Origin of the sequence: Isoptericola sp. NPDC019571 (assembly GCF_044389385.1) — a bacterium.
GTDB classification, from domain to species: domain Bacteria; phylum Actinomycetota; class Actinomycetes; order Actinomycetales; family Cellulomonadaceae; genus Isoptericola; species Isoptericola nanjingensis.
Genome location: NZ_JBIRXZ010000005.1, coordinates 179,883 through 201,194, shown reverse-complemented (window position 1 = coordinate 201,194; position 21,312 = coordinate 179,883). Strand labels below are relative to the sequence as shown.

Genomic DNA, 21,312 nt, shown 5'->3' with positions numbered 1-21,312 from the left:
GGAGATTCCCATGGCGCCACGGATCGCCACCACGACCGCCGTCGACCGCGACGGGCTGCTGGAGGTGCTGCGGGAGCGTCGGCACGGCGTGCTCGTCACCACCCGGCGGGACGGCTCGCCGCAGCTGAGCCCGGTGACGTTCGGCGTCGACACGGCCGGCCGGGTGGTGGTCTCGACGTACCCGGACCGCGCGAAGGCCGTGAACCTGCGGCGGGACCCGCGGGCGTCGTTCCTGGCCCTCGGCGACGACTTCGACGACGCCTGGGTGCAGGTGGACGGCACGGCCGAGGTCATCGACGTGCCCGACTCGGTGGAGCCGCTGGTCGAGTACTACCGCGCCGCCGCGGGCAAGGAGCACCCCGACTGGGAGGAGTACCGGGAGGCGATGCTGCGCCAGGGCAAGAGCGTCGTGCGGATCACGATCGAGCGGTGGGGCCCCGTCGCCACCGGCGGGTTCCCCGCCCGGCTGGTCGAGGGCGCCTGAGAGCCTGGTCACACCCACGGCACGGCCTGCCCGGCGGGCCGTAACGTCGACCCCATGGCGACGTTGCCCGACCCCGTCTGGCCCGTGCTCGTTCTCGCGCTCGTCTCCGCGGGCGACGCGCTCCTGTGCGTGAGACCCGCGGCGTTCATCGCGCAGTGCTTCCGGGACGTGAACTTCCCGGAGCGCTGGTGGTGGGTGATGCCGTGGATCAAGGCCGCCGCCGCGGCCGGGCTCGTCGCCGGGATCTGGATCCCCTACCTCGGGCTCGTGACCGCCGTCTGCCTGGTCGTGTACTTCGTGCTCGCCCTGACGTTCCACGTCCGGGCGCGGGACTTCGGCCGCAACTTCTTCGTCAACGCCACGGGCATGTTCCTGCTGTGCCTGTTCGTGCTGTGGTTCTCGTTCCTGCGCTGAGCCCGCCTGTGCCTCAGAAGAGCACCTGCTCGACGTCCGCGCCGGCCACCTGGAGCCCGCCGCCGTCGCGAGGCATCCCCGCGAGCGCCCCGGACGGGTAGTCACCCTCGTCGTGCGGCGTGAGGTCGTCCGGGAACCGCCCCGTGGCGCCCGACCGCGAGCGGTGCCCGGACGAGCGGAAGCCGCGCTCGGTGAGGAGCGGCTCGACCCGGTCCCACAGCCACTGCCGGTAGGCCTCGAGCGCGTAGGTGCCGCGGGCGTACACGCGCCCGTAGCCGGCGACGGCGCGTGGGTGCTCGCGCTCCAGCCACTGCAGGTACCACTCGCGGGTGCCGGGCTTGAGGTGCAGCGGCACCACGGTGACTCCCGTGGCACCGGCGTCCGCGACGGCGTCCAGCAGGCGGCGCAGGTGGTCGCGGGAGTCGGTCAGCCAGGGCAGCACCGGGGCCACCATGACGCCGCAGGGCAGGCCCGTGGCCCGCACCGCGCGGATCAGGTCGAGGCGCGCCCGGGGTGTCGGTGTCCCCGGCTCGACCGACTGCTGCAGCTCCTCGTCGGCGGGCGAGTCGGCGAAGCCGAGGGAGACCCCGAGCCCGACCTCCACGCGCTGCGCCGCCTCGGCGATCAGCGGCAGGTCCCGACGCAGGAGCGTGCCCTTGGTGAGGATCGAGAACGGCGTGCCGGAGTCAGCGAGCGCCCCGATGACGCCGGGCATGAGGCGGTACCGCCCCTCGGCCCGCTGGTACGGGTCGGTGTTGGTGCCCATCGCCACCGGCTCCCGCGTCCAGGCCGGCCGCGCCAGCTCGGCGCGCAGCACCTCGGCCACGTTCGTCTTCACCACGACCTGGGAGTCGAAGTCCCGGCCGGCGTCCAGGTCGAGGTACTCGTGGGTGGGGCGGGCGAAGCAGTTGTGCGAGACGACCCCGTTCGCGATGAAGTCGCCGGTGCCGGTGGTGATGTCGATCATCTCCTGCTCGTAACCCAGGTCCTCGATGCTCACGACGCGCAGGTCGGCGGCTGTCTTGACGGCCCCACCGAGCACGGAGAGCTTCCGGGTGATCGCCGGGCGCACGAGACGGAAGAAGCGTTGCCGGGAGGGAAGCCCACCCACGACCCGCACGCCCCCGACGCCGCGAGGGTTGGAGCGCTCTCGGACGTTCGGCACACCGAGCCGATCCATGGATGCGCTCGTCCTGGAGAGGATCTCCTCGTCCTTGTTCGAGACGCGGAGGATGCCCCGCGAACACGATCCTTCCGCATCGAAGATGCCCGCCAGGAACCCCCTCGACCACTCTTCGGTCGGGTCACCGGGCCAGGCCACCAACCGGTTGATCTTCTCGTAGTCCGCACGGCGACCGGTGTATATGCAGTCGATCGCCCGACGGGTCGCGGACGCGGCGCTGAACGGGCGACGCTTGAGCGCGACGCCTTCCTGCGTGAGGTAGTCGGCCGAGCGCTCCAGAGCTTCCGCGTCGGCCGACGCCAGACGGACATGGGTGACGCGCACCGGCCGCCCGGAAGCCCTTGTGTACGTCTTGTCGAGGCGCATGCCGTCACCGCGGATCATGCCCGTGAGATAGCCGCGCCGGTACTCCTTCGAGGGTCCAGCAACCGTCGGCTCGGCGGCGGCCCTCCCGTTGCCGAACCCCATGAGCGTGTTGTTCAGCGTCAGGAACGGACGCTGCGGGTAGCCGCGCTCCTGCCGCGCCACATGTTTCCAGCCGCGCCCGCTGACCAGGAACCGGTGGTCACCGCTGGCCACGATCTCCGTCCCGTCGGCCAGGGTCACGCGGTACGCCCGACGGATGGTCCGCCACCAGGCGAGGACCGCCGTCGCCTCATACCTCCGATATCGGCCGTCGACGACCGTCCCGACGATCTGCTCCCCCACCCGGATGTCGCGAATCGGCTTCTGCCTCCCGTCGGCCATCAGAACCAGGGTCTCCGGGCTGGTGCAGTAGCGGCACGCATGACTGCATCCCCGGTACGGGTTGACGGTCCACCCGAACGGCATCTTCGATGCGGCGGGCACCTTGGACAGCGCGCTCTTCGCGAGCACCTCGTGGAACGTGACGTCGGCGAACTCCGGCGTCCGCACCGTGCGCACCAGGCCGAGCCGCCCCAGGGCGGAGCGTTCGAGCCCGGGCAGGGCACCGTCGTCGGCGCCGACCGTCTGACCATCCCATCTCACGCCATCATTCGAACAGACGTTCGACTCGCTGTCCAGCCCGCCCGGCGTCAGCGGCGGAGCCGCGCGAGCGCCCGGCGGGCCCGATCCCGCCACGGCAGCGGGCGCCGGGCCAGCTCCGCGAGCAGCACCGCGACCGTGTCCAGGGCGGCCGCGGTCACCTCGCGCGGTCGCGGCGTGTCGGGGTCGGTCCAGTCGTCGCCGGGCGGGACGGGCAGCAGGTCGGCCAGGTCGCCGTGCACGGTCACGTCCTGGTCGCGCAGCCAGGCGACCCAGGTCTCGCTGAGCTCTGCCACCCACGGGTGGTCGTCGGGCCCCAGGGCGATGGGGGTGGACCGCCTCGGCGCGAGCGCGTCCCCGGCGACGACGCCGTCGACGAGCGGCGAGAGGGCACCGCCGCGCCGCACCTCGTCCCCGAGCCGGCGGTTGAGGCCGCGCAGCACCTGCGCCTCGGGCGCCCCGACCGAGGCGTTCGACCGCTCGGCGTCCCGCGGCGCCCAGGCGGGGTCGACCTCGACGGCCTCCAGGAAGCGGAGCCAGAGCGTGTCCCCGGCGCCGCCCGCCGGCGGCGCGGTCACCACGTGGACCCGCGAGGCAGGGAGGTCCGCGGCCCACACGGTCAGCACGTGGGTCGGGTCCACGGAGTCCAGGAACGCGGACCGCCCCGCCCTGACCCGGTCGAGGTAGGCGCGCAGCGTCGTCCTCGCGCCGAACTTCAGCGTCTCCTGCCATCCGCTCGCGAGCTCGCGCGCCAGGTCGCGGACGGTGAGCACCACGTGGACCTCGGCGCCGGTCGCCGCCAGGTCCGCGAGCACCCGGGCCGCCTGGGCCGGGTCCGCCCTCGCCAGCAGCTCGTGGCTGACGACGACGTCTCCCCGCGCCCGCCGCACCTGGCCCACCAGGCGGTCCCACGCGCCGCGCAGTCGCCGCGGGTCGATGCCGTGCCGCGCCCCCGTGGCGTCCAGCGCGGCCCAGTAGTGCACCCTCGGCTCGCCCAGCGGCCCGCTGGGGTACAGCACCCCGTGCCGGCGCAGGTCGTGGCGGTTCGCGTGGAGACGCGACTGCAGGTAGGTGGTGCCGGACTTGGGCGCGCCCACGTGCAGGAAGACTCGGCTCGGCATGGGCCCAGCGTCGCACGACGCCCTGTGCGAGCCCTGGACGGCGTCCGCCCGTGGCTCGGCTTCACAACGCCAGCGAGACCCCCGACCGCGACGTGGCGAACAGCCCGTCCGCGCCCTGGAGCGTGAGCGCCGGGACCGGCGCCGCGGCGAGGTCCGACGACCGGTAGCGCTTGAGGTCCCCGCGGTAGACGACGGTGCCGGGCACGTCCAGCAGCGTCTGCGGGCGCACCTTCCAGCGCGGGACGCCCAGGTCGCACACCCCCGCGTCGCGCAGCACGTGGTAGACGAACTCGGAGCAGAAGAACCGCCGGTCGTCCTCGGACCCCCGCCCGAGCAGACCGGTCACGAGGCCGGGGGCGTTGTAGGCGTAGGTGTGGCTGTCGAGGAGGAACTCCGCGACGCGAGCGCCCACGGCGTCCCGCTGGCGGGACGTCACGGGGACCTCGAGGACGACGCCCGGCAGCCGGTCCATCCCCCGGTACAGGTCGTCGTCGAGCCGCTCGCGCTTGAAGCAGCCGACGAACGGGTTGGACGCGCGGCGACGCCCGAAGCTGAACATGAGCTCGAGGTCGGCGTCGAGGGCCAGGGCCGCGTGCGTGTACTCGTCCCGCGTCGCGAGGCGGATCGTCCGCGACAGGACGGTGCTGCTGCGGGACAGGACGACGTAGATGCTCACGGCGGTCACCGTACCGTCCCCCGGGCGCCGTCCGGCCAGGTCAGCGGCGAGATCAGGGTGAATCTCAGGGGCGCCTCAGGGTCTTCGGGGGACAACCCCCGCGGGATGGCTCCCGATCAGTTCCGGCCGCCCGCGGGGTCCACCTCTCAGGCCGGTCCCCGCCGGCTGCTTCCCGACCCGAGGAGACCCCCGTGATCACCGTGCAGCGTGGCTTCAGCAGCTTCTCCGTCGACGACCTCGACGCCGTCGAGTCGTTCTACCGGGACGTCGTGGGGCTCCGCGTGCACCGCACGTCCATGGGGCTCGAGCTGGACGTCACCGGCGGCAGCGCCGTCTTCGTCTACCCGAAGGGCGAGGCCCACGAGCCCGCGAGCCACACCGTGCTCAACCTCGTCGTGCCCGACGTCGCCGCCGCGGCGGCGGACCTGCACGCCGCCGGCGTGGACCTGGTGCGCTACCCGGGGTTCGCCCAGGACGCCGACGGCGTCGTGCGCAGCGACGACCCGCGCCAGGGCCCGACCATCGGCTGGTTCCGGGACCCGGCGCGCAACGTCGTCGCGCTCATCGAGGCCTGAGGGACGCCGGGTTCACTCGGCGGCGGCCGGCACGACCCGCGGGAACAGGTCCTCCGCCGGCGGCTCCCACGTCGCGGCGTCCGCGTCCACCTGCTCCCCCGAGCGGATGTCCTTCACCTCGCCGGACAGGACGGCGGGCTCGGTGCCGTCCTCGCCCGGCTGCGCCGGGAACCACACGAACGGGATGCCGCGGCGGTCGGCCACCTTGATCTGCTTGCCGAACTTCGCCGCCGACGGCGCGACGTCGGCGGGAACCCCACGGGCGCGCAGGGCCGCCGCGACCGCGTCGGACCGGTCCCGGTGCGCCTCGTCCGTGACGGCGACCAGCACGGCCGTGGGCACGCCGCGCGTCGCGGCGACCAGCCCTGCGGACAGGAGCCGCGAGACGAGGCGGGAGACGCCGATCGACAGGCCGACGCCCGGGTACGTGTTCTTGCCGTCGGAGGCGAGGGTGTCGTAGCGCCCGCCCGAGCAGATCGAGCCGAGCTGCTCGTGCCCCACCAGCACCGTCTCGTAGACCGACCCGGTGTAGTAGTCGAGGCCGCGCGCGATCTTCAGGTCCGCGACGACGACGCCGGGAGCGCGGCGTGCGGCCGCCTCGATCAGCGCGGCGAGCTCGCCCAGCCCCGTCTCGAGCAGCTCCGTGCCCGCGTCGTAGGACGCCGCGAGGGCCCGGACCCGGTCCACCACGGTCGTGTCCGCGCCCGAGATCGCGGCGAGCTCGAGGCACGCCTTGGCCTGCTCGGGGGCGGCGCCCTGCTCCGCCTGCAGCAGCTCCGCGACGGCGTCCGGCCCGATCTTGTCGAGCTTGTCGACCTGGCGCAGCACGCCCTCGACGTCGTCGAGCCCCAGGCCGCGGTAGAAGCCCTCGGCGACCTTGCGGTTGTTCACGAGGATGCGGACCTCGGGCACGCCGACGTCGCGCAGCGCGCCGAGCGCCTCGGCCATGACGAGCGGGAGCTCGACCTCGTAGTGGTAGGGCAGCTCGCCCGCGCCGACGACGTCGATGTCGGCCTGGACGAACTCGCGGAAGCGGCCGTCCTGGGGGCGCTCGCCGCGCCAGACCTTCTGGATCTGGTAGCGCTTGAAAGGGAAGGCGAGGCGGCCGGCGTTCTCCAGCACGTACCGCGCGAACGGGACGGTGAGGTCGAAGTGCAGGCCGAGCTGCTTCTCGGCCGCCGCTGCCCTGTCGGCCCTCGATCCCTCGGCGTCGCCGTCCTGCTCCTCCTGCAGCCGGCGCAGCACGTAGACCTCCTTCGAGGTCTCGCCCTTGCGCAGCAGCTGGTCGAGCGGCTCCACCGCCCGCGTCTCGATACCGGCGAACCCGTGCAGCTCGAACGTCCGCCGCAGCGTGTCGAGGACGTGCTGCTCGACGACGCGACCGTCGGGGAGCCATTCGGGGAAGCCGGAGAGCGGGGTGGGGCGTGCCATGGGCCTTATCCTCCCAGACGCCGGGGCCGTGTCCGGACCCGTCCCACCGCCGGGGACGGGGCGGACGGGACGGATCAGCGCAGGTGCGGGCGCAGGAAGGGGTTCGTCGCCAGCTCGCGGCCGACGGTGGTGGTCGGGCCGTGGCCGGGCACGACGCCGAGCTCCGGGCCGAGCGCGCCCACGACGTCGCGCAGCGTGCGCGCCATGGTGGCGGCGTCTCCACCCGGCAGGTCGGTGCGCCCGACCCCGCCCGCGAAGAGCACGTCTCCCGCGAGGACGACGCCGCCGCCGTGGTCGCCGCCAGAGTCGCCGTCGTGGTCGCCGTCCCGGACGACGAGGAGCGTCGAGCCCTCGGTGTGCCCCGGAGCGTGCAGCGTGCGCAGCCGCACCGCTCCCGCAGCGAGCGCCCCCTCGCCGTCGGGTCCGAGGTCGAGCGGCTCGACGACGGCCGGCGCGCGGTAGTCCTCGGCCCGCCGGCCCGTGGCCGCGAGCGCCTGCGCGAGCGCGCCGCTCACCCCCGGGTCGCCGCCGTCGCGCACCGCAGCGAGGCCCAGCGTCCCGAACGGGTCGGCCAGGCGGTAGGCGTCCGCGGGATGAATGCGGAACGGGACGTCGTACCGCTCGCAGAGCGCCGCGGCGTCCCAGGTGTGGTCCACGTGCCCGTGGGTCGCGACGACGGCGCGCGGGACCAGGCCGCGCTCGGCGACCAGGCGCTCGACGTCGGGGGCGACCCCCGCCCCGGCGTCCACGACCACGCAGTCGGCGTCCCGGCCCTCTGCGCCGGCGACCACGACGCTGCAGTTGGTGGCGAAGACGGGCGCGACGACGAGGAGGATCTGCACCGCGCCACCGTAGCCGCCGCGGCCCGGCCCGGGGTCGCCGCCGCCGTAGCGGATGTGACCTGCGTCCCGGCCTCTAGACTGTCCCCCGCGCGCGGGAGTTCCCGTGCGGCGACCGGGACGAGGCGAGGAGGACCGCGCGTTGGCGGCCACCAAGCGCGAGCGGGAGTACGCCCGCAAGCGGCAGCAGCAGTGGGAGCAGCGGCAGGCGCAGGCGCGCGCCCGGCGGCAGCGGACGTTCGCGATCGTGGCGATCGTGGCGGTGCTCGCCCTGGTGGGCGGCGGGTTCGTCGTCGCGAACCTGGGCGGTGCCGCGAACCCCGCAGCATCGTCGACGCCGCAGGCCGCAGGTGACTGCCCCGCGGCGGAGGTCGGCGCCCGCGACGGCGGGGACCTGCCCGACCCCTCGGCTGCCGAGGACCGCACGTGGACCGCGACCGTCGACCTGTGCGCCGGCGGCACGGAGACGGACCTCGTCCTCGAGCTGGACGGCGCCGCCGCCCCGCAGGGCGTCGCGAGCTTCGTGTCGCTCGCGGACCAGGGCTACTACGACGGCACCCCCTGCCACCGCCTCACCACCCAGGGCATCTACGTCCTGCAGTGCGGCGACCCCACGGGGACCGGGACCGGTGACCCCGGCTACTCGTACGGCCCGATCGAGAACGCCCCGGAGGACGACGTCTACCCCGCCGGGACCATCGCGATGGCCCGCCGCGGCGACGACGGCGAGTCGATGGGCTCGCAGTTCTTCATCGTGTACCAGGATTCGACCATCCCGTCCGACACCGCGGGCGGGTACACGGTGCTCGGCACCGTCACGTCCGGCCTGGACGCCGTCCAGGCAGTCGCTGACGAGGGCGTCGACGGAGGGGCCGGCGACGGCTCCCCCGCGACCCCCGTCATCATCGAAGGAGTGGAGACCCAGTGAGCGAGAGCACCCCCGGCTCGACCGGCCCCGAGGAGACCCCGGCCGGCACCGAGGAGACGGCCGAGACTCCATCGCAGACGACCCCGGACGAGGCGACCCCGCCGGCTCCCGCGGCGGACCCGCAGCCCGTCCCGGGCGAGACCACGGACCCGGCTCCCCCGGCCGAGCCCGCGCAGGAGACCCCGGAGCCCGAGACCGCGGAGCCCGAGACCGCGGAGCAGGCTCCCGCCGAGGCCGCCGAGACGGCCCCCGTGGCCGAGTCGACCGAGACCACCGGGACGACCGGGACGAGCGCTGAGCCCGAGGCCGCCGAGGCCGAGGCCGAGGCGACCGCCGCGCCCGCCCCGGCGACTCCCGCGGCGCCGAAGCCGTCCGCCGTGCCGAAGCCGCCCCGCCCGGGCGCGCCCAAGCCGTCGGCGCTGCGCCGCCCGGCCGCGCCCACACCCGCCGACGTGCCGCCGGCCGAGCCAACGACGCCTGCGGCGCCGGTCGTCCCCCCGGCGCTGGACGCGGCCGCGGCGTCCGCCGCGGAGGCGTTCGGTCGGGTGGACGACGACGGCACGGTGTTCGTGCGGGAGGCCGCCGGCGAGCGCCAGGTGGGCCAGTTCCCCGGCGTGGACGCCTCGGAGGCGATGAGTCTCTACGTGCGGCGCTACCTGGACCTGGACGCCAAGGTCGCGCTGTTCGAGACCCGGCTGGACAGCGCCGACCTGTCGGTGCGCGAGATCGACCAGACCCTCGCGAAGCTCGCGGAGGAGACGGGCGAGCCCGCCGCCGTCGGCGACCTGGACGCCTTGCGGGCCCGCGTGGAGGGCCTCAAGGCACGCGCGGCGGAGCGCCGGGCCGCGCTCGAGCAGGAGCGTGCGGCCGCCAAGGCCGAGGCCGTCGCCGCCCGCACCGCGATCGTCGAGGCCGCGGAGAAGATCGCCGCCACCGACCCCGCCAAGATGCAGTGGCGCCCGGCAGGCGAGGAGCTGCGGGGCCTCCTGGATCGCTGGAAGGAGGCGCAGCGCAGCGGGCCGCGCATCGACCGCCCCTCGGAGGAGGCCCTCTGGAAGCGGTTCAGCCACGCGCGCACCGCGTTCGACCGGGAGCGGCGGCACTTCTTCGCCGACCTCGAGCAGCGCAACTCGACGGCCAAGGCGGCCAAGGAGCAGCTGGTCGCCGAGGCGGAGTCCCTGCAGACCAGCACCGACTGGGGAGCGACCGCCGCCGCCTACCGCGACCTCATGGCGCAGTGGAAGGCCGCGGGGCGTGCCAGCCGCAAGGACGACGACGCGCTCTGGGCCCGGTTCCGGGCGGCGCAGGACGCGTTCTTCGGCGCCCGCGACGCCGAGAACGCGGCGATCGACGCCGAGTACGGGCAGAACCTCGAGGTCAAGGAGGCGCTGCTCGCCGAGGCCGAGGCCCTCCTGCCCGTCAAGGACCTGGCCGCGGCGAAGGAGAAACTGCGCGACCTCCAGGACCGCTGGGAGGAGGCCGGCAAGGTGCCGCGCGGGGACATCCAGCGCGTCGAGGCCCGCATGCGGGCGGTCGAGACGGCCGTCCGGGGGGCCGAGCAGGCTCGCTGGGATCGCACCAACCCCGAGACCCGCGCGCGGGCCGAGGGTGCCGCGGCACAGCTCGAGGCCGCCATCGAGGGGCTCGAGCGCGATCTCGCCGAGGCGCGCGAGTCGGGTGACGCGCGGCGCGTCGAGGAGGCCGAGACGGCGCTCGCCGCGCGGCGCGCCTGGCTCGAGCAGGTCGTCCGCGCCGCGGAGGACACCCGCGGCTGACGGCGCACGGCCGCCGGCCTGACCGGGCGGGGCCCGACCGGACGGCGCGTGCGCGCGACGATCCACAGGCGGTGCCCGAAGGGGCTCACGACCGGATAGTTTCCGCGTCGTGAGCCCCTTCGTCGTCCTCCCCGCACCGCCCGGCCCACCCACGGGCGACCGCCTCCGGTCCCCGGTCGCTCCGCGGCGGCTCGGTGACCTGCTCACGGCGCCGGGACGCGCGTCCGGTCCCCTGGTACGCCCGGCGGACGTCGGCGGGCGGGCGGCGTGGGACGTCCTCGTGCGCGACGGCTCCCTCGAGGTGGTGCGCGACGACGCGGCCGTCGTCGCCGGCACGACCGTGACCCCCGTGCTGCGGGCCGCGCTGCTGGCCGGGTCGCTGCCCGCGGGGGCCGTGGCCGCCGGGCGCACGGCGGCGTGGGTGCACGCCGGCCGGCTGGCGGGCACCCGGTCCGCCGAGCACCTCGACGTCACCTACCCGGCCGGCGGGCACCGGCCCGAGCTCTGGGGAGCGGGGCTCGTGTGGCAGGCGCCGCTGCTGCGCGGCGACGTCGTCGAGCTGGCCGGGGTGCGGGTGACCGCGCCGCTGCGGACCGTGGTCGACGTGGCGGTGCACGTGCCGGGCGAGGAGGACGCGACCCGCCTCGCCCGCGTCGTCGCGGACTCCTGCGGCCTCGCTCTCCCGGACGCGGCCGCGCTGCTGGAACGTCGCGTCCGCGTCGTCGGACGCCCGCGGGCCCGCCGCGTGCTGGCCCGGGCCGCCGCCCTCCGTGCGGCGCCCGCCGCCCTGCCCTAGGTTGAGCCGCATGGCCTCCGCCGCACCCGCCGTCGAGCTCGACGCCGCTGGCCGCGCCGTGCGCGTCTCCAGCCCCGACCGCGTCGTCTTCCCCGAGCTGCCCGACCGCCCGGGCCTTACGAAGCGCGAGATCGTCGAGTACTTCCTGTCGGTGGGCGACGGGATCCTCGGCGCGCTGCTGCACCGGCCCACGACGCTCGAGCGGTGGCCGAAGGGCTGGTGGCCCGAGGCGGTGATGGCGACGCGCGCCGACAACCGCGGCGACGCCTTCTACCAGAAGCGGCTGCCCAAGGGAGCCCCCGACTGGGTCGAGACCGCGACCATCGCCTTCCCCAGCGGGCGCACCGCCGACGAGGTGGCGCCGACCGAGCTCGCCGTCGTCGCCTGGGCGGCGAACCTCGGCACCCTGACCTTCCACCCGTGGCCCGTGCGCCGCGACGACGTCGAGGCGGTCGACCAGCTGCGCATCGACCTCGACCCGCAGCCCGGCACCTCCTTCGACGACGCCGCGGCCGTCGCGCCCCACCTGCGCGACCTGCTCACGGAGCTCGGGCTCACCGGGTACCCCAAGACCTCGGGCGGGCGCGGCCTGCACGTCTTCGTCCCGCTCGCGCCCCGCTGGTCCTTCCAGCAGGCCCGGCGCGCCACGATCGCGGTCGGCCGCGAGCTGGAGCGCCGCCTCCCCGACCACGTCACGACGAAGTGGTGGAAGGAGGAGCGGGGCGAGGCGATCTTCGTCGACTACAACCAGATGGCCCGCGACCGCACCATCGCCTCCGCGTACTCCGTCCGGGCGAACAAGCGCGCCACCGTCTCCACCCCGCTGGAGTGGGACGAGGTCGGCGAGGTGCACCCGGACGACTTCGACGTCACGACCGTCCCCGCCCGGTTCGCCGAGCGCGGCGACCTGTTCGCCGCCCTGCGCGCCGACCGCGACCCGGTGCTGGACTGCTCCCTCGACGCCGCGCTCGAGCTCGCGCGCCGCGACGAGGAGGAGCACGGCCTGGGCGACCTGCCCTACCCGCCGGAGTATCCCAAGATGCCCGGCGAGCCCAAGCGTGTGCAGCCCAGCCGGGACACCGACCGCAAGCGCACCTGACCGTCAGGGACGCGTGTACCGCAGGAAGACCGACCCGTCGCCGAGCGGGACGCACTCGGCGCGCGTGAGGTCGGCCTGCATCCCGTCGGGCAGCAGGCGCAGCCCGCCGCCGGCGACGTGCGGCACCACGCGTACCGTCATCTCGTCGACCACTCCGGCCAGCAGCGCCACCGCGGCGGTCGTCGGGCCCGAGACCTCGACGACGCCGTCGGTCCCCGCCGCGATCTCGGCCAGGCGCTCGGGGGTGAGGCGCGCCTCGAACGTGGTGCGGGGCGCGTCGACCGTGCCCTGCTCCGCCACGAGGCCGTCGGAGCAGACGATCTTGTCGATCCCGCGCCAGATCTCGGCGAACTCGTCCGCGGCGTCGCTCTGCCCGGGCTCCCACGTGTCCCACACGCGCATCGTCTCGAACATGCGGCGGCCCACGACGAAGGTCCGCACGTCCCGGACCCGGTCGTTGATGAACGCGTGGACGGCGTCGTCCGGTGCGCCCCAGTCGAAGTCGCCCGACGCGTCGGCCACGTAGCCGTCGATGGAACAGCTCATCAGTCCGTACCTCAGTGTGCCCATGCTCCCCAGACCCGCCCGGGGGCCTCGACTCATCGGCGGCCCGCCGATCGGTGGGCTCAGGCGGTGCCCGGAGCCCCGGGCAGGAGGCTCGCGAGGTCGTAGCCGACCGGTTCCTCGAGCTGGTCGTAGGTGCACGACGACGGCTCGCGGTCGGGGCGCCACCGCTTGAACTGCGCGGTGTGCCGGAAGCGCGCGCCCTCCATGTGGTCATAGCCGACCTCCAGCACCCGCTCCACGCGCAGCGGCGTGAAGGACAGGTCCTTGCCGGCGCTCCAGCGCGACTGCGCTCCCGGGCGCCTCTCGCCCGCGCTGCCGTCCGCGACCGCCGGGTCCTGCCAGTCCGCCCACGGGTGCGCGGCGGCGTCCTCGGTGCCCGGTTCCACGACGAGCGGTGCGAGCTCGGCGTGCAGGGCCGCCCGGCGTGCGGCGGGGAACGACGCGGAGACGCCGACGAACTGCAGGCTGTCGGGGTCGTCCTCCTGTGCGTACAGGCCCAGCAGGAGCGAGCCGATGAGCGGCGTCGAGGGCGTCGACGTCTTGTGCAGCCGGTAGCCGGCGAGGACCACGTCGGCCGTGCGGGCGTGCTTGATCTTCAGCAGCGCCCGCTTGTTCGGCTGGTACGGGTCGTCGAGCCGTTTTGCGACCACGCCGTCGAGGCCCGCGCCCTCGAACGCCTCGAACCAGTCGCGCGCGACGCCGGCGTCCTGCGTGCGGGGCGTGGCGTGCACCTGCGGCCCGTCGAGCGCCAGCCCGTCGAGCGCCTCGAGCCGTTCGCGCAGCGGCCGCCCGGACAGGTCGTCGCCGCCGAGGGCGAGGACGTCGAAGACGACGAGGCTGGCCGGCGTCTCCGACGCGAGGAGCCGCACCCGCGACTCGGCGGGGTGGATCCGTTGGCCCAGGGCGTCGAAGTCCAGGTGCGCCGCCCGGGCCGCGCCGTCCCCGGGGCGCACGACCACGATCTCGCCGTCGACGACGCAGCGCTGCGGCAGCGCGTCGAGCGCCGCGTCCACCACGTCCGGGAAGTAGCGCTGCATCGGCCGACCGTTGCGGGAGTCGATCCGCACGTCGTCGCCGTCGCGGAACACCAGGGCGCGGAACCCGTCCCACTTCGGCTCGTACACCCAGACGTCGTCGCCCGGAGGCTGGTCCGGCACGTCCGGCACCGACTTCGCGAGCATGGGCAGCACGGGCGGTTCGAGCGGCAGTGTCATGCTGGCGAACCTACTCCGGGAGGTGGGCTGGCACCTCCGCTCGCCTCGGGAACTCGAGCCGCACCCGGACGGTCACCCTGCCGGCGTCGTCCCGGTGCGCGACCGCGTGCCCTCCGCGCTCGGCGCCGTCGAGCTCGACCGTCAGGGGGGCGCCCTCGCCCAGGAAGTTGCGCCACCAGCTCTTGGCGTCCGGCATCCCGACCCCGATGACGACCTCGTCCCCCCGGCGGCGGTACCCGACCGGGATCGCGAACTCGCGCCCCGACCGGCGCCCCGTGTACCGGACGATCGTGAGGGTGCGGCGGAGCGCTCCGCCCCAGCGGGGCGACCTGCGCCAGGCGAGCACCCCGGCGTTGAACCGGGTGACGAAGCGGCGGGAGCGGGGCGAGCCCAGGCTCGGCATGAGGTGTTCCTTCCTGACGCGCGGCGGGGACGCCGGTCGGCGCCCCGTCACGCTAGCAAGGCAACCGGAACGACTCGTCCACTTCCGCCTCGAGTGAGAGCGATGACCGCCGAGCACTCTCACACCCGCCCGGCCGCGCGCCCCGCGGACGGCGCCACGGCCGCGCAGCGGGCCGACGCCCGCCACAACCGCGACCGGATCGTCGCCGCGGCGCGCGAGCTGTTCGCCGTCACCCGCGACGACCTCGCGCTCGTCGTCATGGCCGACAGCGGCGTCGGTGGCCGCCACACCGGAGGAGGCCGCGGTCGCCTCGCGCCGGCTCGTCGGCCTCCTGCTCAGCGGGCTGCGCGCCGACGGCGCCGTGCGGCTGCCCGCCCCGACCGGCCGGGGGCTGCTGGAGTCGCTCAGGCTCCCGCCGACTCCTGGTGCACGTCGGCGGCCCTCGTCCCGGTGATGCGGTAGACGTCGAAGACGCCGTCTACCTTGCGCACCGCGGTGAGCACCTGCTGCAGGTGGCCGGGCTCCGCCATCTCGAAGACGAACTTCGACAGGGCGATCCGGTCGGACGACGTCGAGACCGACGCCGACAGGATGTTGACGTGGTAGTCCGACAGCACCTTGGTGACGTCGGACAGCAGCCGCGACCGGTCGAGCGCCTCGACCTGGATCTGCACCAGGAACATCGTGTTGGCGCCCGTGGTCCAGGACACGTCCACCATGCGCTCGGGCTGCGCCTTGGCCAGCTGCTCGGCGTTGGCGCAGTCCGCGCGGTGCACGCTGACGCCAGCGCCGCGGGTCACGAAGCCGACGATCGAGTCGCCGGGCACCGGGGTGCAGCACTTGGCGAGCTTCACCCAGATGTCGTCCACGCCCTTGACGACGACGCCGGGGTCGCCGGTGCGGCCGCGGCGCGACGGGCGGCCGGGGGCCGCGGCCTCTGCGGCGTCCTCCTCGGTGCCCTCCTCGCCGCCCAGCGACTTGACCAGCAGGTCGACGACGTGCGGCGCGGACGCGTGCCCCTCGCCCACCGCCGCGTAGAGCGCGGAGACGTCGGCGTAGCGCATGTCGTTCGCCAGCCCGACCAGCGCCTCGTGGCTGAGCAGGCGCTGGATCGGCAGGTTCTGCTTGCGCATCGCCTTGGTGATGGCGTCCTTGCCCTGCTCGATCGCCTCCTCGCGCCGCTCCTTGGTGAACCACTGGCGGATCTTGTTGCGGGCGCGCGCCGACTTCACGAAGGCGAGCCAGTCGCGCGAGGGGCCCGCGGACTCCGCCTTGGAGGTGAGGATGTCGACCGTGTCGCCGTTCTGCAGCGTCGAGTCCAGCGGCACGAGCCGTCCGTTGACGCGGGCCCCCATGGTGCGGTGGCCCACCTCGGTGTGCACCGAGTACGCGAAGTCGACCGGCGTCGCCCCGGCGGGCAGCGCCATCACCTCGCCCTTCGGCGTGAAGACGTACACCTCCGCGCCGCCGATCTCGTAGCGCAGCGAGTCGAGGAACTCGCTCGGGTCGGCGGTCTCGCGCTGCCAGTCCACGAGCTGGCGCAGCCACGCCATGTCGTTGGCGCGCGGGTCGTCCGACGTCGTCTTGCCGGCAGGCGCCATCTGCTTGTACTTCCAGTGCGCGGCGACGCCGTACTCCGCGCGACGGTGCATGTCGTGCGTGCGGATCTGGATCTCGACGGGCTTGCCGCCAGGGCCCACGACCGTCGTGTGCAGCGACTGGTACATGTTGAACTTCGGCATCGCGATGTAGTCCTTGAACCGGCCCGGGACCGGGTTCCAGCGCGCGTGGAGCGCGCCGAGCACCGCGTAGCAGTCCCGCACCGTGTCCACGAGGACGCGCGTGCCGACCAGGTCGTAGATCTCCGCGAAGTCGTGCCCGCGGACGATCATCTTCTGGTAGATCGAGTAGTAGTGCTTCGGGCGGCCGGTGACCGTCGCCTTGATCTTCGCGCTGCGCAGGTCGGCGGAGATCTGCTCCCGCACCACCGACAGGTACTCCTCGCGGGCGGGCGCGCGCTCCGCCACCAGGTGCACGATCTCGTCGTACACCTTGGGGTAGAGCGTCTGGAAGGACAGGTCCTCCAGCTCCCACTTGATGGTGTTCATGCCCAGCCGGTGCGCCAGCGGGGCGTAGATCTCCAGCGTCTCGCGCGCCTTGCGCTGCGCCGACGAGCCGGAGACGTACTTCCACGTGCGGGCGTTGTGCAGCCGGTCCGCGAGCTTGATGACCAGCACGCGGATGTCCTTGGCCATCGCCACGACCATCTTGCGCACGGTCTCCGCCTGGGCGGCGTCGCCGTACTTCACCTTGTCCAGCTTGGTGACGCCGTCGACGAGCATGGCGATCTCCTCGCCGTACTCGCGGGTCAGCTCGTCGAGCCCGTAGTCCGTGTCCTCGACCGTGTCGTGCAGCAGCGCGGCCGCCAGGGTCGCGCCGTCGAACCCGAGCTCGGCGAGGATGGTCGCCACGGCGACCGGGTGCGTGATGTACGGGTCGCCGGACTTGCGCTCCTGGCCCCGGTGACACCGCTCCGCCGTCGCGTAGGCGCGCTCGAGCACCGAGAGGTCGGACTTCGGGTGGTTGGTGCGCACAGCCTGGAGCACCGGCTCCAGCGCCGGCGTCGTGGGCGGCGCGCCCCGCACCCCGAGCCGCACGAGCCGGTTGCGCACGCTCCGGCCGGACCCCGAGCCTCGGCCCGGGACAGCCCCCTGCCCGGTCGATCCCTGGGGCGCGTTGGCGGCGCGCACGACCTTCGTCTCGTCGCTCATCTGCGCCTCCTTCCGCAACCACCGCGGGGTCGCCGCCGGCCGGGACGGCAAGTCTACGACTCCACGCGGAGCAGAGCCTCGACCGTCCGTCCGGTCAGCCTGTCGCGTCCGCCCAGGCCGGCGAGCTCGAGCAGGAACGCCAGGGCGACCACCTGGCCGCCCGACCGCTCCACGAGCTCGGCCGCCGCGCACGCCGTGCCGCCGGTCGCGAGCACGTCGTCGACCAGGAGAACACGCGCCCCCGCCTCGAGCGTTCCCGTGCGCAGCTCGATCGCGGCGGAGCCGTACTCGAGGTCGTAGTCCACCCGTTCCACCGGCGGCGGCAGCTTGCCCGCCTTGCGCAGCGGCAGGAACCCCACCCCGAGGCGAGTGGCGAGCGGCGCCCCCAGGAGGAAGCCCCGCGCCTCCATGCCCGCGACGACGTCCACGCCGCCGTCCGCGTCCACGAGGCGGGCGAACGCCTCCACGACGTCCGCCAGCGCCGGGCCGTCCGCGAGCAGCGGGGTGATGTCGCGGAACACGACGGGCGGGTGCGGGTAGTCCGGCACGTCGCGGATCAGCGCGCGCACCTCCGCCGCCCGCTCGGCGCCGAGCCCCCGGAGCCCGTCCAGGACGATGTCGTCCGGACGGTCGCCGGGGCGCCCGCCGCCAGGCGCGCCGAAGCCTGAGCTGTCATCCATCGCGTGGCCCCCGGCTCAGTGTCCGCGCTTGCGGCGCGGCTGGGCGCGGTTGCCCTGGTGATGGCCCGGGATCAGCTGCGCGGACCCTGTCGTGAACGCCGCGACCTCGGCGTCGTGTCCGCCCTCGGCGACCAGGCCGGCGCGCTCCGCCAGGACCGCCTTCGTGTGCGCGGCGATCTTCGGCTCGCGATCCCGCAGCGCGACGTCGAGCGGCGTCGCGAGGAAGAGCGACGACGCGGCGCCGACGGCGATACCGACGAACAGCGACAGCGACAGGTCGCGGAGCGTGCCCGCCCCCAGCAGGAACGCGCCGACGAAGAGGATGCTCGCCACCGGCAGGAGCGCCACGACCGACGTGTTGATCGAGCGCACGAGGGTCTGGTTCACGGCGAGGTTGGCGCGCTCCGCGTACGTGCTGCGGGTCTGCGTGAGTACGTCCGCCGTGTTCTCGCGGACCTTGTCGAACACGACCATCTTGTCGTAGAGCGAGAAGCCGAGGATGGTGAGGAAGCCGATGATCGTCGACGGCGTGACCTCCCAGCCGATGGCCGCGTAGACGCCGGCCGAGATGAGCAGGTCGGCGAGCATCGCGACGATCGCCGCCACGGACATCCGCCAGGCGCGGAAGTACACCGCCATGAACAGCGCCGCGGCCACCACGAACACCACGGTGCCCCACAGCGCCCGCATGGAGACGCCCGCGCCCCAGGTCGGGCCGACGAAGGACGTCGTCACCGCGGACTCGTCGACGTCGTACGCGGTGGCGAGGCCCGTGACCAGGGCGGCCTCCTGCTCCGGCGTGACCGTCTCGGTCTGCACCCGGACCGCCGAGCCGCCCACGATCGCGACGCGGGGCTCCTCGTTCGGGAGCACCTCGTGCACCGCGTCGATCGCGACCTGCTGCTCCGTGGAGCTCGCGTCGTTCACCGTGAACTCCGTGCCGCCGCGGAAGTCGATGCCGAGGGTGAGGCCCTTGATCAGGATCACGGCGATCGACGCGACGGCGAGGATGCCCACGATCGTGAACCAGCGCTTGCGGCGCTGCACGATCGGGTAGGACCGCCGGCCCGTGTACAGGTCGTTGCCCCACTGGGCGAAGTGCATGCCGGCCATCAGCGGCTCTCCTCGTTCGTGCCGGAGTGGTTCTCACCGGTCGCCGAGGGCGATCCGTCGTCCGGTCCTGCGTCCGGCTGCGGGTCCGCCTCCTCCGCGGCCGCCCGGCGCTCGGCCGCGCGCCGCTCGGCGATCGTCAGCCGGCGCCCGGAGGCGTCGGTGACGGGGGCCGCGGGGGCCTGCCGTGCACCGCTGTGCACGGGCTCGGCGACCACGCGCTCGCCCGGCGCCCCGGCGCCGGCGTCGGCGCCCTCGGAGGCGGCGCCGGCCACGGCGGGCTGCGGCATCCGCACCCGCCCGGCGCCCGCGTACCGCGGGCCGGAGCTCGCGCGCAGGCGCTCGGGCGACAGGCCCGACCACAGGTGGCCGTCCCGGAAGAACGGGATCTTGGTGATGACCTCCATCATCGGGTGCGTGAACCAGAACACGACGGCGACGTCGATGATCGTGGTCAGACCCAGGGTGAACGCGAAGCCCTGCACGCCGCCCACGGCGAGGAAGTACAGGATGATCGCGGAGATCAGGTTGACGGCCTTGGCGGCGAGCACCGTGCGCCGGGCGCGGGCCCAGCCGCGCTCGACCGCGTAGGCGAGGGTCCGCCCGTCGCGCAGCTCGTCGCGGATCCGTTCGAAGTACACGATGAACGAGTCCGCCGTGAAGCCGATGGCGACGATCAGGCCGGCGACGCCCGCGAGCGAGAGCCGATAGCCCATCCCCCAGGAGAGCAGGGCGATCGACACGTAGGTGATCACGCCCGCGACCACCAGCGACGCGACCGTCAGCAGGCCGAGCGTGCGGTACTGCAGCAGCGAGTACACGACGACGAGCGCGAGGCCGATGAGGCCGGCGATCAGGCCGTTGCGCAGCTGCTCGGAGCCGAGGGTCGCGGAGATGACCTCCTGGCTCTCGACGGTGTACTGCACCGGCAGGGCGCCGAAGCTCAGCTGGTTGGCCAGCGTGGCCGCGGAGTCGCGCGTGAACGACCCGGAGATCGTCGCCTGGCCGTTGGAGATGATCGTGCCCGGGGACAGGGACGGCGCCGAGACGACGAGCCCGTCCAGGACGATGGCGAACTGGTTGCGCGGCGCCTCGAGACCCTGCAGACGGGTCGTGGTCTCGCGGAACTCCTTCGTGCCCACGGAGTCGAAGTTGAGGAAGACGCCCCACTCGTTGGTGGTGGTGCCGTTCGCGCCGGGGACGAGGCCGGAGCTCGCCGACGAGATGTGCACGCCGTCGACCTCCATCGGGCCGAGGATGTACTTCAGCCCGTCCTGCTCGCCGCACGTCACCAGCGGCTTGTCCGGGTCGTCCCCGCCGCCGCCCTTGAGGTTGGCGGGGTCGGTGCAGTCGAGCTGCTCGAACTGCTTCTGGATCTCCGGCGTGATCTGCGCCAGGTCGCTCGGGTCGGAGGCTGCTGCCTCCTCGCCCTCCGGGGTCGCCGACGGCGACGGGTCCGCGTCGTCGCCCTCGGTCGGGGTCGCGGTGGCGGTCGGCGTGGCCGACGGGTCGACGTCCGCCGGGACGGACAGCGGCGCACCCGCGCCCTTGCCGCTCGGCGCGTCGCCGGCGGCGTCCTCAGCGGCCGCGTCGTCCTTGGCCGCGTCGTCCTTGGCGGCGTCGTCCTGCGCCGCGTCGCCGGCGTCGGCGCTGGGCGAGGCGGACGGCTCGGGGGTCGGCGTGCCCGCGGCGTACGTCAGCACCGGGCGGAAGCGCATCTGCGCCGGCTGCGAGATGAGGTCGATGGTCTCCTGCGACACCTCGCCGGGGATCCCGACGACGATGTTCTGGGAGCCCTGCGCGGTGATCTCCGCCTCGGACACGCCCGAGGAGTCGATGCGCTGACGGATGACGTTGATCGACTCGTCGATCGTCGCCGACGTCACCTGCGACCCGTCGGTGGTGTCCGCCTTCAGGATGAGCTGCGTGCCGCCCTGCAGGTCGAGCGCCAGCCCCGGGGCCCAGCTCGCGCCGTCCGGGTTGGAGTCGGACTTGGCGTCCCAGAAGACGCCGGCGCCGAGGGCGAGGAACGGCAGGACGATCGTCAGGATCGTGAAGACCACGAGGGTGCGTACCGGACGCGACCGCTTCGTGCGTGAGTTCGCCAACTTCTGTCTCTTCCCGTCTGCGCGCCGCCGCGGGGCCGGCGCGTGATGGCGCCGGCCGGGATCACCCCGACCGGCGCGTCGTCAGGCCGACGGGCGCGAGCGCCCGCCGTCCCATGTCGCTGGTGCTGTCACT

Annotated in this window: 20 protein-coding genes; 8 read left to right on the top strand and 12 right to left on the bottom strand. The window is 74.1% G+C overall.

The genetic code is table 11. The features are described 5' to 3' along the window. The first annotated feature begins 10 nt into the window (after positions 1-10). Positions 11-484, top strand: coding sequence for a PPOX class F420-dependent oxidoreductase (locus ACH443_RS11140; RefSeq protein ID WP_430590329.1), 474 nt, complete (start codon positions 11-13; stop codon positions 482-484). Positions 485-538: 54 nt separating this feature from the next. Continuing rightward, complete coding sequence (locus ACH443_RS11135) at positions 539-898, top strand: DoxX family protein (RefSeq protein WP_430590328.1); 360 nt, start codon at positions 539-541, stop codon at positions 896-898. Positions 899-911: 13 nt separating this feature from the next. Here the strand turns inward: ACH443_RS11135 and ACH443_RS11130 are convergent, their stop codons facing one another. The 3 genes from ACH443_RS11130 to ACH443_RS11120 form a co-directional block, all read right to left on the bottom strand. Then, positions 912-3,089 carry an intein-containing Rv2578c family radical SAM protein gene (locus ACH443_RS11130; RefSeq protein ID WP_430590327.1) on the bottom strand — a complete coding sequence of 726 codons (2,178 nt, stop codon included), beginning with the start codon at positions 3,087-3,089 and terminating at the stop codon, positions 912-914. A 47-nt stretch (positions 3,090-3,136) separates the two neighbouring features. Continuing rightward, positions 3,137-4,207, bottom strand: a complete 1,071-nt coding sequence (locus tag ACH443_RS11125) for a hypothetical protein (RefSeq protein ID WP_430590326.1) — start codon at positions 4,205-4,207, stop codon at positions 3,137-3,139. Between the two features lie 61 nt (positions 4,208-4,268). Then, positions 4,269-4,883: a hypothetical protein gene (locus ACH443_RS11120; RefSeq protein ID WP_429763612.1), complete on the bottom strand. Its 615-nt coding sequence runs from the start codon at positions 4,881-4,883 to the stop codon at positions 4,269-4,271. A 191-nt stretch (positions 4,884-5,074) separates the two neighbouring features. Between ACH443_RS11120 and ACH443_RS11115 the strand changes: the two genes are divergently transcribed. Then, positions 5,075-5,458: a VOC family protein gene (locus ACH443_RS11115; protein ID WP_429763613.1), complete on the top strand. Its 384-nt coding sequence runs from the start codon at positions 5,075-5,077 to the stop codon at positions 5,456-5,458. 12 nt (positions 5,459-5,470) lie between these two features. Here the strand turns inward: ACH443_RS11115 and hisS are convergent, their stop codons facing one another. Both hisS and ACH443_RS11105 read right to left on the bottom strand, forming a co-directional pair. Continuing rightward, a complete protein-coding gene (hisS, locus tag ACH443_RS11110; protein WP_429763614.1) occupies positions 5,471-6,889 on the bottom strand; it encodes a histidine--tRNA ligase in 1,419 nt (472 codons plus the stop codon). 74 nt (positions 6,890-6,963) lie between these two features. Beyond that, positions 6,964-7,731 (bottom strand): MBL fold metallo-hydrolase, encoded by a 768-nt coding sequence (locus ACH443_RS11105; RefSeq protein WP_430590325.1) that lies wholly within the window; start codon positions 7,729-7,731, stop codon positions 6,964-6,966. Positions 7,732-7,870: 139 nt separating this feature from the next. On the opposite strand from ACH443_RS11105, the gene ACH443_RS11100 reads away from it, so the two are divergent. The 4 genes from ACH443_RS11100 to ACH443_RS11085 all read left to right on the top strand — a co-directional run bounded on the left by ACH443_RS11100 (position 7,871) and on the right by ACH443_RS11085 (position 12,326). Beyond that, entirely contained in the window at positions 7,871-8,656 is a 786-nt protein-coding gene (locus ACH443_RS11100; protein WP_429763616.1) for a peptidylprolyl isomerase, read from the top strand. Then, positions 8,653-10,431, top strand: coding sequence for a DUF349 domain-containing protein (locus ACH443_RS11095; protein WP_430590324.1), 1,779 nt, complete (start codon positions 8,653-8,655; stop codon positions 10,429-10,431). The genes ACH443_RS11100 and ACH443_RS11095 overlap by 4 nt, the downstream gene beginning before the upstream one ends. A 109-nt stretch (positions 10,432-10,540) precedes the next feature. Beyond that, positions 10,541-11,227: a hypothetical protein gene (locus ACH443_RS11090; protein WP_430590323.1), complete on the top strand. Its 687-nt coding sequence runs from the start codon at positions 10,541-10,543 to the stop codon at positions 11,225-11,227. A 10-nt stretch (positions 11,228-11,237) separates the two neighbouring features. Beyond that, positions 11,238-12,326, top strand: a complete 1,089-nt coding sequence (locus ACH443_RS11085; RefSeq protein ID WP_430590322.1) for a DNA polymerase domain-containing protein — start codon at positions 11,238-11,240, stop codon at positions 12,324-12,326. A 3-nt stretch (positions 12,327-12,329) separates the two neighbouring features. Here ACH443_RS11085 and ACH443_RS11080 read toward each other — a convergent pair whose 3' ends face one another. From ACH443_RS11080 to ACH443_RS11070, 3 genes are all read right to left on the bottom strand, one after another. Continuing rightward, positions 12,330-12,872 carry a dihydrofolate reductase family protein gene (locus tag ACH443_RS11080; protein ID WP_430590321.1) on the bottom strand — a complete coding sequence of 181 codons (543 nt, stop codon included), beginning with the start codon at positions 12,870-12,872 and terminating at the stop codon, positions 12,330-12,332. Positions 12,873-12,952: 80 nt separating this feature from the next. Beyond that, positions 12,953-14,107 (bottom strand): ATP-dependent DNA ligase, encoded by a 1,155-nt coding sequence (locus tag ACH443_RS11075; protein WP_430590320.1) that lies wholly within the window; start codon positions 14,105-14,107, stop codon positions 12,953-12,955. A gap of 10 nt (positions 14,108-14,117) precedes the next feature. Then, positions 14,118-14,510 (bottom strand): hypothetical protein, encoded by a 393-nt coding sequence (locus ACH443_RS11070; protein WP_429763622.1) that lies wholly within the window; start codon positions 14,508-14,510, stop codon positions 14,118-14,120. A gap of 102 nt (positions 14,511-14,612) precedes the next feature. Here ACH443_RS11070 and ACH443_RS11065 point away from each other — a divergent pair, with 102 nt between their 5' ends. Continuing rightward, positions 14,613-14,972 (top strand): hypothetical protein, encoded by a 360-nt coding sequence (locus ACH443_RS11065; RefSeq protein ID WP_429763623.1) that lies wholly within the window; start codon positions 14,613-14,615, stop codon positions 14,970-14,972. Here the strand turns inward: ACH443_RS11065 and ACH443_RS11060 are convergent. The 4 genes from ACH443_RS11060 to secD are packed head-to-tail and all read right to left on the bottom strand — an operon-like array spanning position 14,915 to position 21,134. After that, positions 14,915-17,281: a RelA/SpoT family protein gene (locus ACH443_RS11060; RefSeq protein WP_429763624.1), complete on the bottom strand. Its 2,367-nt coding sequence runs from the start codon at positions 17,279-17,281 to the stop codon at positions 14,915-14,917. The two genes, ACH443_RS11065 and ACH443_RS11060, sit on opposite strands and share 58 nt — an antisense overlap. A gap of 53 nt (positions 17,282-17,334) precedes the next feature. Next, on the bottom strand, positions 17,335-17,961 hold the full coding sequence (locus tag ACH443_RS11055) for an adenine phosphoribosyltransferase (protein ID WP_430590319.1): 627 nt from the start codon (positions 17,959-17,961) through the stop codon (positions 17,335-17,337). 15 nt (positions 17,962-17,976) lie between these two features. Beyond that, positions 17,977-19,074, bottom strand: a complete 1,098-nt coding sequence (gene secF / locus ACH443_RS11050) for a protein translocase subunit SecF (RefSeq protein WP_430590318.1) — start codon at positions 19,072-19,074, stop codon at positions 17,977-17,979. Then, a complete protein-coding gene (secD, locus tag ACH443_RS11045) occupies positions 19,074-21,134 on the bottom strand; it encodes a protein translocase subunit SecD (protein WP_430590317.1) in 2,061 nt (686 codons plus the stop codon). Before secD ends, secF begins: the two co-directional genes overlap by 1 nt. Positions 21,135-21,312 lie beyond the last annotated feature (178 nt).